At 53.9% G+C, this 12930-nt stretch carries 10 protein-coding genes; 9 read left to right on the top strand and 1 reads right to left on the bottom strand.

What is annotated here, in order from left to right:
* Window positions 1-28 precede the first annotated feature (28 nt).
* The 9 genes from BM200_RS20995 (at window position 29) to BM200_RS20955 (ending at window position 11443) form a co-directional block, all read left to right on the top strand.
* Window positions 29-709, top strand: a complete 681-nt coding sequence (locus BM200_RS20995) for a response regulator transcription factor (protein WP_091188593.1) — start codon at window positions 29-31, stop codon at window positions 707-709.
* Complete coding sequence (locus tag BM200_RS20990; RefSeq protein ID WP_091188592.1) at window positions 706-2013, top strand: sensor histidine kinase; 1308 nt, start codon at window positions 706-708, stop codon at window positions 2011-2013. Before BM200_RS20995 ends, BM200_RS20990 begins: the two co-directional genes overlap by 4 nt.
* Window positions 2014-2469: 456 nt before the next feature.
* Window positions 2470-3972, top strand: a complete 1503-nt coding sequence (locus BM200_RS20985) for an extracellular solute-binding protein (RefSeq protein ID WP_139230820.1) — start codon at window positions 2470-2472, stop codon at window positions 3970-3972.
* Window positions 3972-4664 carry an ABC transporter ATP-binding protein gene (locus BM200_RS20980; RefSeq protein ID WP_091188590.1) on the top strand — a complete coding sequence of 231 codons (693 nt, stop codon included), beginning with the start codon at window positions 3972-3974 and terminating at the stop codon, window positions 4662-4664. The genes BM200_RS20985 and BM200_RS20980 overlap by 1 nt, the downstream gene beginning before the upstream one ends.
* On the top strand, window positions 4621-5691 hold the full coding sequence (locus BM200_RS20975; RefSeq protein ID WP_091188589.1) for an efflux RND transporter periplasmic adaptor subunit: 1071 nt from the start codon (window positions 4621-4623) through the stop codon (window positions 5689-5691). Before BM200_RS20980 ends, BM200_RS20975 begins: the two co-directional genes overlap by 44 nt.
* Window positions 5691-8477: an ABC transporter permease gene (locus BM200_RS20970; RefSeq protein ID WP_091188588.1), complete on the top strand. Its 2787-nt coding sequence runs from the start codon at window positions 5691-5693 to the stop codon at window positions 8475-8477. The genes BM200_RS20975 and BM200_RS20970 overlap by 1 nt, the downstream gene beginning before the upstream one ends.
* Before the next feature lie 29 nt (window positions 8478-8506).
* Window positions 8507-9409, top strand: a complete 903-nt coding sequence (locus BM200_RS20965) for an ABC transporter ATP-binding protein (RefSeq protein WP_091188683.1) — start codon at window positions 8507-8509, stop codon at window positions 9407-9409.
* Between the two features lie 334 nt (window positions 9410-9743).
* Window positions 9744-10844: a glycosyltransferase family 2 protein gene (locus BM200_RS20960; protein WP_091188587.1), complete on the top strand. Its 1101-nt coding sequence runs from the start codon at window positions 9744-9746 to the stop codon at window positions 10842-10844.
* Window positions 10841-11443 carry a glycerol-3-phosphate acyltransferase gene (locus BM200_RS20955; RefSeq protein ID WP_091188586.1) on the top strand — a complete coding sequence of 201 codons (603 nt, stop codon included), beginning with the start codon at window positions 10841-10843 and terminating at the stop codon, window positions 11441-11443. Before BM200_RS20960 ends, BM200_RS20955 begins: the two co-directional genes overlap by 4 nt.
* 76 nt (window positions 11444-11519) lie before the next feature.
* Here BM200_RS20955 and BM200_RS20950 read toward each other — a convergent pair whose 3' ends face one another.
* Window positions 11520-12830, bottom strand: a complete 1311-nt coding sequence (locus BM200_RS20950) for a WD40/YVTN/BNR-like repeat-containing protein (RefSeq protein ID WP_091188585.1) — start codon at window positions 12828-12830, stop codon at window positions 11520-11522.
* Window positions 12831-12930: the final 100 nt, after the last annotated feature.

Genomic DNA, 12930 nt, shown 5'->3' with positions numbered 1-12930 from the left:
AGAAGTTACAAGAAGGGGCAGGGTCACCTTGCGGATATTAATTGTGGAAGACGAAAGGCCGCTTCGCGACGCGATCGCGACGGTTCTGAAGGAAGAATCTTATCAGGTGGATGAAGCCGATAACGGTCTGGAGGGGCTGTATTTGGCGGAGCAGCGTATCCATGATCTGATCATACTCGATATTATGCTGCCGGGCATGGACGGGGTTGCCGTTCTGCAGGAGCTGCGCAAGAAGGGCCTTGCGATGCCAATTCTGCTGCTCACAGCTAAAGACGGCGTGGAGGACCGGGTATTGGGCCTTGATGCGGGCGCTGATGATTATATGATTAAACCTTTTGCCATGCGGGAGCTTCTGGCCCGGCTTCGCGTGCTGATGCGCCGTCAGCTGCGGGGAGCAAAGGATGGGGAGCTGACGTACGGAAGCCTGTCCGTTAAATGCCACTTCATGGAGGGATATGCAAGCGGAGAGCCGCTGAAGCTGACGGCCAAGGAGTTCGAGCTGATGGAGTTTCTGCTGCTCAACCGCGAGCAGATCCTGACGAAGGAGCACCTGCTCGACCGGGTATGGGGGATTGATTCCGATGCCAGTCCGGGAGTGGTGGACGTATACGTCCATTATTTGCGTAAAAAACTTACGCCCTCCGGCTGCGACCGCTATATCCATACGATCCGCGGGGTCGGCTATATGCTGAAGGAGAAAATATCATGATCAAGCGCACCCGAATGCAGCTGACGATTCGCAACGCCGTCGTTTTATCGATCATTCTTATTTCGCTAAATGCCTTTGTTTTCTTTGTGATGAAGGACATGCTGTTCTCGCAAATCGACAAGTCCCTGACGGGAGTAAGCAATAAGCTGACGGTGGCAGGCGTCAGCGCAAGAACGACATCGCCGGCTTTGCCGTCGCTGCAGGCTAAACAGACCGTTATTTTTCAGGTTGGCCAGATGAACCGGCCGGTGTTCCAGCTGTTCTGGACAGAGGACAATAAGCCTATTCAACTTCCTGCAAGCGGTATGTTTGGGGAGAAGGATCTTAATCGGCTTCAGCCGGATAACTTCGGGGAGCATCCCGAAACGGTGAAGCTTGGGGATCAGTATTACCGGGTATTCAACGGCAGTGATGAATCGAGCGCGCCGGTGCTCTACAGCAGAGTTAACGGGCAGCTGCAGGTTGGTATAAAGCAGCAGCTGCTTACGAATATTTCGGCAGAGGTAAGCATGCTTCGCCGGCTGCAGATGATTCTGCTGCTTGGTGGATTTATCGGGCTGCTTGTGGCGGTAGCCGCCGGGTATTACTTGGCTAACCGCGCCTTGATTCCGATACGCAACTCGATGGAGAAGCAGCAGCAATTCGTTTCTGATGCGTCCCATGAGCTGCGTACGCCGCTGTCTGTTATTCAGGCCCATGCCGAGCTGCTGCTCCGGCATCCTGACCATACGATTGAGCAAGACAGCAAGCATATCTCGATGGTGCTGCAGGAGACAAGGCGGTTAGGCAAGCTGGTCAGTGGTCTGCTGACGCTGGCGCGATCCGATTCGAATCAGCTGGAGCTGGACAGGAAGCTCATCCATATGGAACGGATTGTGCAGGATGGAATCAGCAAAATGACCATGCTGGCCGAGGTGAAGGATATTATTTTACGTGGTGAAGTAGAGTCTCCTATTCTGCTGCAAGCGGATGAAGAGAGGCTGCATCAGCTGCTAATGGTGTTAATGGATAATGCCGTTAAATATACGCCGGAAGGCGGAGTCATCCGGGTTGCCTGCCATAAGCTTGCGCATACCGTTTACCTTGAGGTCGAGGATACGGGTGTTGGGATTCCGCCGGAGCATTTGCCCCATATTTTCGACCGATTCTACCGCGGGGACAAAGCCCGGACAAGGCAGGAAGGCGGGACGGGGCTAGGCCTTGCCATTGCCAAATGGATTGTAGAACGCCATGGCGGGAAAATCCGCATCGAGAGCAAGCCCGCAGTCGGCACCCGCGTACTGGTTACTTTGCCTGCGGGATAAATGATAAGTATGTTGGAGCGCCTTATGCCGTGCGAGTGGATGGCATAGGGCGTTTTTTTGCGTATCCCAGTAACATATAGCGGCTCCCGATTCTCCCAAACCTGCCTTTGCACCCACTACTGACTAACCGTTTGTTCTACCTTGCACGTAATACACCATATTTGCCCGCAATGCTCCAACCTTAGGAGCTATGTTGTATGAAATGCAGTATATTTGTCCCTCTCCCCCAATCTAGCTAGAAAACGGGGAACTATCCTGTATTTTGTACACTATATCGTCTCGAATGGCCTCCAAACCGGCTAATATCCTGCACAATATACAACGTGCGGGCGGATCTTCACTTTTTATATCCCTTTAATCGTCCTTTAAGCCTGCTTTCAGCTTCTCTAACGGTTTTCTAAGAAACGCAAATCATACTTACCATTGAACCTATTAAACGGAAAAGGGTGATCGGTAGTGAGAAGAAAGAGATATGCCACAAGTTTGCTTGCCTTGTCTTTGACATTGACGGCTTGTACATCCGGGGGAGGCAAGGAGGATGGCGCGGCGTTCGGGAGCATGGACAGAGACGATAAAGGGACGCTGAAGATCGGCTATTTCAACGAAGAAGCCTTCTACATGCAGTACGGCAACGCCTTTCAGGCAATGTTCCCGAATGTGGAGCTGGAGGTGCTATCGACGGAGGAGGCGATGTTGGCAGACGACCCCGTAACGGCAATGGAGGATTTTATCGGGGAGCAGCAGCCAGATGCCGTTCTGCTGACGGAGGAGCAGTATGCCGATCTCGCACAGGACGGGAAGCTGTATGATTTGGACGCAGCGGTTAAGCAGGATAAATTTGATCTCGAAGGGTTTCTTCCTTCGGTAATTGATCTGCTTAAGGCGCGCGGCGGCGGCAAGCTGTATGGGCTAAGCCCAAGCTTCTCAAGCCAGGCGCTTTATTACAACAAGGATATGTTCGACAAGTATGGCGTGCCGTATCCGACGGACGGCATGAGCTGGGATGAAGTGCTGCAGCTGGCAGCAAGGTTCCCGGTGAAGAAAGGCGATAATAACGTAGCCATGGACAAAGTTGGCGCGGATGATGCTTTATATGGGCTGTCGCTGCCGATGCAGACAAAGGATTCGTTCGAGCTGATCCGCGAGATCGGCGAGGCGAAGGGACTGCTGTATGCGGACAGCGAGGCGAAGACGGTGTCCTTCGATACGCCGGAGTGGAAAGCGATCGTCCAGTCCGTTGTTGACGGCTATGAATCGGGCAGCATCTCTTCCCCTCCTTCTAACGGTGGAGGCGGCCAAGGAGGCGGCGGGTTGATGATCCGCGGTATGGGCGGTAAGTCGACCATCTCGTTTGGCCCCGCCACGATGCGGTTTATGTCCGGGCAAGCCGCGATGACGGTGGATGGTCCGTTGCTGATGAACATGCTCGGAATCGGCGGCGGAGGGATGAAAATGGCCACCAAAGCGGCGGGAAGCAGCGACGGCGGGGCTGCAAAAGCACCAGGCGAGGACATCAACTGGGATCTGGTATCGATTCCGACCGACCCTTCCCAGCAAGGGGTAACCGGCAGCATGAGCTTGGATAATATTTTCGCCATTAACGCGTCTTCCGAGAATCTGTCTGCCGCATGGGAGTTCCTGAAATATGCGAACGGCGAGCAGCTTGCAAAGACAAGCTCCAAGTCTTCCCCGGCACTATCTTCAAGAACGGCCTTCAAGAACGAAGCAGACGGCAAAAATATCGATGCCTTCTATAACGAGAAGATTAATGAACAGGCCCTGCTGCAAGAAAACTCGCTGCCGCAAGGCTTTGCCCAATCGTTCGAGGAGATGGCGGCCGGGCAGATCAATCAGGCGGTTCAAGGCAGCCAATCGGTGGATGATGCGCTTAAGGCGATTCAATCGCAAGGCCAGGATTTGCTGACGAAGGCGCTGGCTGATGAGGAGGCCGCGGAATAATGGCGGTTCAGCAAGCGGCTCCGCTGCTTGAGGTGCGTGGCGTGCACAAAAGCTTCATTAGCGGCGGCAGCCCTCTTCAAGTGCTGAAAGGGATTGATCTTACGGTCAAGAGCGGACAGCTGACGATGCTTAGAGGCCGGTCGGGCTCGGGCAAAACAACGCTGCTTAATCTGCTGGGAGGGCTTGACCAGCCCTCCGAGGGGGAAGTGTTGTTCCGGGGCCGGCCGTTCCAAGACCAAAGCGACAGGCAGCTGACGATGCTGCGGCGCAAGCAGGTCGGCTTTGTCTTTCAATCCTTTGCTCTGCTGCCGCTTTTCTCCGCCTGGGAGAATGTTGAGCTGTCCCTTCGCATGGCGGGAGTCGGGAAGTCGCAATGGAAGACAAGAACAGCCAGATGCCTCGAGCTGGTTGGACTAACAAAACGTGCCAATCATCGGCCGTATGAGCTGTCGGGCGGCGAGCAGCAGCGGATTGCCATTGCCAAGGCCATTGCCCACAAGCCTGCTCTGCTGCTTGCGGATGAACCAACAGCGGAACTGGATTCGCAGATGGCGGCCAAGATTATTGCTATTTTTCGCGACATTATTGAGGCTGAAGGAATCGCCATCTGCATGACGACACATGATTCTACGTTATGGGAGGCGGCAGATGTTGTCTATCAGATGGCGGACGGCCGGCTGGAGCCGGAATAAGAAAGGACGTGCGGCAGGCTTGCTGCTTGCGGTAATGGGATTAACCCTTCTCGCGGGCTGCTCGATTATGCCGCAGGAGGAAGAGAAGGAGGCGCTGCCGGAAATAAGAGTGCCCAAGATTTCGCAGAAGCCCGAGTATCCGGTAACCCGCAAAACCCTCGAGCTGAAAGCCACCGGTTCCGGCAAGCTGCTGTCCGCACAAGAGGAGAACTTATTCTTCGAAATGGATAACCGGCGGATTACCGACGTCTATGTGAAGGCAGGCGACAAAGTGAACAAAGGCCAGGTGCTGGCGGAGCTGGATCTGGGAGATTTGAACAGCCAGATCCGGCGCAAGGAAATTGATATCGAGAAGACGGAGCTGGATCTGAAGGAAGCGATGCGCGGCGATGCCGAAGCTGCCGACAGTGTGCTGTTGCGCAAGCAGCAGCTGGATTATGAGCTGATGAAAGAAGAGCTTGCCGAGCTCAAGGAGGAGCTGAACAGCCTGAAGCTGACGGCCCCCTACTCTGGCACCATTATCAGCTTTACCGCCGAGAAAGGTGATTTGGCCCGGGCGTATGAAGCGATTGGCCGAATTGCGGATATGGATTCCCTTGTTGTTGCGGTGCAATTCAATACGAATGACAGGGACAGCATTGCTCCGGGCATGGAGACGATTGTGGACATAAACGCATCCGGCGAGTATAAAGGCACAGTCAAAAGGCTTCCGGTGGACGACGGAGGGCAATCGGATAGCGGCGGGGAAGAATCCCTCGATGCTTATACGCTTATTGAGCTTTCCAAGCTGCCCGACGGCCTTGGCCGGGGTACGCCTTTGTCAGCTTCCGTTATTGTTCAGCGGAAGGAGAAGGTACTGACGATTCCGCTAGCTGCGCTTCGCACGCAAAACAGCCGGCACTACGTGCTTGCAGCGGGGAAGGACGGCAGCAAAGGCGAGGTGGACGTCGAGATCGGCATCCAGACTTCAACGGATGTGGAGATCATTAAAGGGCTGGAGGAAGGCCAGAAGGTTGTGGGCAAATAATGCGCATTCTCCAGTTTCTATTTCTGAAAATGTGGCAGAACCGCTGGTTTACGCTCAGCACGCTGCTTGGTTTAACCGTCGCTGCTTCTTTTGCGATGAGTATTCCGATGTATGCGGACGGCACGCTGAAGCGGGTAGTCGCGAAGTCGCTGGAGGAGGAGACGGAAGGTCTCCCGGCCGCTTCCTTATATATGAAATATCAGTCGGACGGCAGCAAGGATGCGGATTGGTCCGGGCTTGACGAGTTGGACAAGTGGATAAAGGAGGCTTTGCCGGATCGAATCGGGTTCCCGTCCCTAGCCTACTCCAGCCGGATCAGTCTTCCGGCTTCCACCGTTCGTAGCAGCAATGCCGAGCAGGGAACGGGGAGCCGCTTGGTTCGGATGGAGCTTGCCACTCAAAGCGGTATTCCCGATGCGGTTGAGCTGACGGAAGGGAAGCTGCCGAGAGACGGTGTCCAAGGCGGGGCAATAGAGGTGCTTGTGCTCGGCGACACCATGGAACGGTACGGCTGGAAGATTGGAGATACGTTCTCTTACGATGCGAAAAATACGGACGGCAAGACGAAGCGGCTGCAGCTGCGTATTTCCGGTTCCTATAAGCTGAAGAATGACACGGATCTGAATTGGGCGATCGATGGGAAGGACAAGCTGGCGGATACGTTATGGGTCAGCGAAAAGACGTTGTCCGAAACGCTGCTTAAGGATAGTCGGCTTATGCCGGGCGACGGAGGCTGGTATTACGCGTTTGATCTGCAAAATATCCGGATTCGTGACCTGGCTCCGCTTATCAGCGAGCTGCAGCGTATGGACATTACGCTGCACGGCATGCTGGCGGGTACGAAGGTGAATCTCTCCTTCAGCAGCATGCTGCATGAGTTCCAAAGGCAAAGCCTGCTGCTGCTTGCCATGCTGTTCGCGCTGGCCGCACCGGTGCTGGCGATGGTGCTCTATTTCATTACGCTTAATGCGCAGCAGGCGCTGGAGAGGCAGCGGAGCGATATTGCCGTTCTGCAAAGCCGCGGAGCGAGTCCGGGACAGATTACGGCATTGTATGCCCTTGAGGCTGCCCTGCTTGGTCTGACGGCGCTGCTTGTTGGCATTGGTCTTGCCTGGTTTATGGCGAAGGTCATCGGCTCATCCAGCGGGTTTCTGTCCTTTGTCGGCCGCAAATCGATTCCGGTTGGCATTAGCGGCACTTCCCTCATCTTTGGAGGCGCTGCAACGCTATTGGCCGTGGCAGCTTCCACCGCTCCGATCCGAAAATATGCGGATGCTTCCGTTGTTGAGCATGCGCAGAAGCGGGCAAGATCAGCCCAACAACCATTGTGGCAACGGTTGTATATCGACGTGCTCTTGGTTGTTCTGTCAGCCGCCGGGTGGTATCTGCTTCAGAGCGGCAGTCTCGTGCCTGCGGGAAGCGGGGGAGATACAACGCTTCAGACGGTTATTTTCGTCCTGCCGGCGCTAATGATTTTCGCTGCGGGGCTGCTCTGCTTAAGGCTGTTCCCGCTGCTTCTGCGGTATTGGAATGCGCTGATGCGAAGCCGCATGCCGGTCACGATCTATGTAACGCTGACGCAGCTGTCCCGTTCGGCGGCAAGCTTTTACCCGCTTATGATTCTGCTCATTCTGACGATTGGGCTTGGAGTCTATAACTCGTCGGCTGCCCGTACAATGGACCTGAACGCTTCGGACCGCACGCAGTATGAGTATGGCGCCGATGTTGTGCTGGAGACAGCTTGGGAAGGTATGCAGGATGAGAATGACGAGAACAAAATTTATTATACAGAGCCTTCGTTTGAGGCATTCCGGGATCCTCAGGGGGTGGAGGCTGCTGCACGTGTGTGGAAGGCGAACGGCAAGGTGGAGATAAGCGGCAAGTCGGCGGGAAGCGGGCAGATTGTGGGCATCGATAATGCCGATTTTGCCCAAACCGCCTGGTTCCGTGACGATTTATACAAGGTTCATCCTTATTATTATTTGGATGCGCTGGGTACGGCCGAGCAAGCAGTGCTTGTATCGGAAGCTTTCGCGAAGAAGCATGGTCTTAAGGAAGGTGACCCGGTCACTATTCAGATGGGATATGACAAAACACCGGTGGAATTTGTCATCGTCGGCATTTTGCCGTATTGGCCAAGCTTGTATGAGGATGAAGCGCCTTTTTTCATCGCCAATCTGGATTACATGTATCAGCAGGCGGAGAAGACGCCTTACGAGGTATGGCTCAACATGAAGGAGGGGGCGAAGCTGGCGACCGTACTCGATACCCTTGCTGATCGGGGGATTGAGGTCAGCACGGTGCGTGACGCACGAGGTGAGCTGATTGACCGGCGCAATCATCCGGCCCAAGGCGGTTTGTTCGGTATTCTTAGCCTTGGCTTCCTGATCTCGCTGCTCATCTCCATGCTTGGTTATTTGATTTTCTGGTTCTTCGCGTTATCGCGCAGAGCGGTTCAGCTGGGTATCCTGCGGGCGATGGGGCTGTCCCGGCTGCAGCTGACGAGCATGCTTCTCCTGGAGCAGCTGTTTACGATGGGACTGTCCGTTGCTGCCGGGATTGGTCTCGGACAGCTCGCCAGCCGGTTATTTCTGCCGTTCCTGCAGGACAAAAGTCTGGATAATGCCAGACAGGTGCCGCCATTCCGGATCGTATTCGAAGCCGAGGATATGCTCAAGCTGTATGCCGCGATTGGTATCATGCTGGCTGCCGGCGCCTGCCTCCTTCTCTGGCAGTTAAGGAGTCTTCGTATTACGCAGGCCGTTAAGCTAGGGGAGGAGCGTTAATGTTGGAAGCAACAACTGAAAGGCCGCCTATGATTCATTGCGAAGGTCTCGTCAAAATCTATAAGTCCGATGATGTGGAAGTCGTTGCCCTTCACGGACTGAACTTGACGGTGGAGCAGGGCGAGATGATGGCCATTATCGGCAACAGCGGCAGCGGGAAGTCGACTCTGCTTAACATATTGGGCGGACTTGACCGTCCGTCGGCAGGTCAAGCTCATGTAGGCCGCTGGAATCTGCTGAAAATGAGCAAGGAACAGCTGATCACCTACAAACGGGAGACGGTCGGATTCATCTGGCAAAATAACGGGCGTAATCTGGTCCCTTACTTGACCGCCTTGCAAAATGTCGAGCTCCCCATGCTGATTCATGGCAAGCCCGACCGGGCTTATGCCAGGCAGCTGCTCACAGCTGTCGGGCTGGAGCATCGGATGGGCAGCAGGCTGACCCAGCTGAGCGGCGGCGAGCAGCAGCGTGTCGCGCTTGCCATTGCCCTCGCAAACCGGCCGCAGCTGGTGCTGGCCGACGAGCCGACCGGCTCGGTTGACCATGCGACGGGCGAGCAGATCCTTCAAATTTTCCGCCGGTTGAACCGGGAGATGGGGGTTACGATTGTAATCGTCACCCATGACCTGTCGGTTGCCGATCAGGTCGACCGTGTCGTGGCCATCCGCGACGGACTGACCAGTACGGAGTGGATCAAGCGGGAGGGAGAAGGCATGGCAGCTGAGGCGCTTGAGCATCCTGTGCAGGATGCCCGATTCGGCTCCCGCCACGAGCAGTTTGTCGTCATCGACCGCGTCGGCCGGCTGCAGATTCCGAAGGACTATCTCGAGCAAATGGAGGTGGAAGGCAAGGCCGTGCTCTCTTTTGACGGGAAGCGGGTGACGATTGGCCCGCCTGAAGGGCCAGAGGAGCATGAAGAGAAAGAGTGAACCCGGGAGGGCTTTTTTCGTCGCCAACAAAAGCAAAAAGGGTCGGGAAATGGAATAATGAATTCAAATAAGACCCTGCGAGGGTCTTATTTTGTATTAATACTGTCATGTCGTAATAAGGCCAATAAGACCCTCAGAGGGTCTTGTATTCTGTGTACCGGCACTAGAACGAGTGAAGGTATTGCCTCCGCGAGGACAATACCGCCAAAAGGTTTAAAATACAGGCCTTTATAAAAAATTAGTCGTTCATGCCTGCAACACAAGCAGATAAACGTTCTTAGAATGACTGCCGCGGCCATATATTTGCTATATAAGCCTATTGGGGGTGTGAGATATGGGGGTACTCATCACAGCCTTGCTCGTATGCGCCTCAGCTATGGGGTTTGTGTTGTTTCGCAAAAATACAGTGCCGGTCAGCCGCGATGGTCCCTTTCACGAAAGAAAGCTGTCGGTTATTATTCCAGCCCGGAATGAAGAAAGCAATTTGTCTTATTTGCTGGGCTCCCTTAAGGCTCAGTCTTATAAACCGTACGAGATTATTGTCGTAGACGATCATTCGGAAGACCGCACAAGAGAGATTGCGGAAAGCTGCGGCATCAATGTCATCTCGAATCCGGAACTCCCTTCAGGATGGACAGGCAAGAACTGGGCCGTATGGAACGGTTACCAGCAGGCCGGCGGGGACCTGATTCTGTTTCTGGATGCGGATGTCCGCCTTGCCCCGGATGCACTGCGCTCTCTGCTGTCAGCAAGAGAGAAGGAAGGCGGGGTCATCTCGGTTGTTCCTTATCATGTGGCGGAGAAGTTTTATGAGCGGCTGGCGCTTATCCCGAACCTTTTAGGCTTATTTGCCTTTACGTCCCCCATGGAGCGGACAAACCCGGATAAGGGCTTATACGGCTCCTGTATACTGACGACCAGAGAGGATTATGAGCAAGCCAAGGGACATGAGAGCGTTAAAGCCGAAGTGCTTGACGATCTGAATCTGGGAGCCCGCTTTATCGAAGCCGGAGTAAAAGTGACGAATTATATCGGGCGAGGCGTGGTTTCCTTCCGCATGTATCCCGGGGGAATCAAGAGCGAAATTCAAGGCTTCAGCAAAGGGGCGGTGCTCAGCACGAGCAAGCTTAATATCCGGACAACGCTGCTTGTAGCCGTCTGGCTTGTTGGTTTAATCGCTGCGGAAGCGGCGCCTTTTGTTATTGGGACCTCGGCTTTGCTGCCCCTTGCGATCGGTTATGTCTTGTATACGCTTCAAATTTATTATTTGGTCCGTTATACGGGCCGTTTCGGAAAATGGCTTCCCGCCATACATCTATTAAGTACGGTCTTCTTCTTGTACATTATGCTGTATTCCTTGTATCAAGTTGTCTTTGTGCGGAAAGTAGCCTGGAAGGGCAGAAGCATTGAGGTAGGGGGGCGGGGCAAGCCATGATCGTGTTATGGACAGCGGCAGCTTTTCTGGCAGGTTCCTTGATGTTCTCGTATTGGATCGGACGGATGAAAAGGTTTAACTTGAAAACGTACGGAGACGGCAACCCGGGCGCGATTAACTTGTGGAAGGCAGCGGGGTATGGCTATGGCATCGCCGGTATTATATTGGATTTTGCAAAAGGCTATTTGCCCATGCTCTGGCTGCACCATAGCGGCGCGGTCACGGGATTTGGTATGGTTCTGCCTGCGGCGGCAGTTATACTTGGCCATATCTTCTCTCCGTTTACAGGCTGGAAAGGCGGCAAAGCGATTGCTGTAACCTTTGGCGTCTGGAGCGGTTTGACCGGCTTTGAGGCCTCACTGGCGTATGCCGTTATTTTGGCGGTGCTGCTATTGGCGTCGAAGCGCCCGAATAAGGACATACCAACCCACTCGGAAACGGATGCCTTTCATGTCGTGCTGGGGATGCTGCTGTTAACCATCTATCTGGTACTGGATAGTTACGCTTGGCCGTATGTGCTCCTTGGCATGATTAACTTTCTGCTGCTTGCCTACTCGCACCGGAAGGAATTGATAGCGGTTAAGGATACGAATAATTAACGATGTAAAAGTAAAAAAAGCCCTCCTGCGCTTTCCGTTTGAATCGGATTCGCAAAAGGGCTTTTTTGTTATGCGGTTATTTCGACTGCGGTTTCTTGAAGGTGAAGACCTTTTTCCAGGTCTTGCCTCCGTCTGCGGAAGTGTTCAGTACGGCTGCATTTGCTGCATCTGTCGAGATGAACCAGATATGGCTTGCGTCAGAAGCCGCAATATATTGCGTGCCGTAGCCGGAGAATTGGGATTTGCCGATCGTCCAGTGCTTGCCGCCGTCTGTAGTCTGCATGATCGTGTTTGGCGTATCGCAGGCTTGGCATTGTCCGCCCATAATCGCTGTTTGCGGGTTAACTACATACAGAGTGCCCGGGCTTGAGCTGGCCATGCCTTTTGGAACCGATGGATCATCCATGGTAAAGCCTGGTGCCGGACCGGAGCCTGCGCCGTTCTTCACGATGGCAGGGAGCCATGTTTTGCCGCCGTCTGTTGTATGGAACAGCGAGTAGGAAGTTTGCGACATGCCGGAGTCGCCAATGAGCTCGATCCAGGCATCGTTTGTTCCAGTGGATCGGATGATCACGTTATTAGGCGCCTCTTCGCTTTTGCGCGTCATAACCGTGTTCCATGTTTTTCCGCCGTTTGTTGTACGCATGAAAAGAATTCGGCCATTCACATGTTGTACCGCCCAGCCGTTGCTTGCGTCATGGAAGTATACTTCGCCGATTGCTTTGCCAGGTGTCTGCAGCGTTGTCCAAGTCTTGCCGCCGTCCTTCGTCATCGCATCGCCGCTAAAGGCCGTCTTGTCATTGGTAAAGTGGAGGAAACCGTGATTAGGCACGGTACCGGCCTTCGTCCACGATTTGCCGCCGTTGGTTGATTGAATGAGGATCAGGCTTTTTGCGTTGCTGTCGCCAATCGTTGCCCATACCTTCGTGCTGCTTAGGGCAAAAATCTGATTAATCGTCTTGGTGCCGGAATATTGAAGCTTCCAGTGAGCGCCGCCGTCGTCCGTTCTTGCAATTTGGCCGCTGCCGGCCACCCAGCCGGTCTTCGAATCTGCAAGACGCAGTGCTGTCACATTGCTGATCTGAGCAACTTGATCATTCGTGCTGACTGGAGTCGGATTCGACGAAGTGCCGTCTCCGGAATTCGTATTGCCAGGCTGCTGCGAGGAATTATCCTCTACAGGCTCAGTGCTAGGCGCATTCGTAGCCGTATTATTAGAATCCGATGAAGAGTCAGAGTCAGTGTTTGAGTTAGAGGAAGAGTTGTTCCCGGTTTCTGCTGCTGGTGTATTGGCGTTATTGCCTGAGTTATCTGCCTTCGAACATCCTGCAAGGAGCAGGGTGAAACTGAGCGTCACAAGAAGAATAAGGGTGCTGACTTTTTTCATGATGTTCACCGCCTGATTTTTTATAAATAGCTTAACCTTCTTCCCCTTAGACGAACCATGTTCTTGCAGTGTTGCAGGAAATTTTAGTGATAAAGTATTT

It is taken from the genome of Paenibacillus catalpae (assembly GCF_900112695.1).
GTDB classification, from domain to species: Bacteria; Bacillota; Bacilli; order Paenibacillales; family Paenibacillaceae; genus Pristimantibacillus; species Pristimantibacillus catalpae.
Note: the sequence above shows the minus strand (reverse complement) of the source record. Positions and strands in the feature narration are given on the sequence as shown.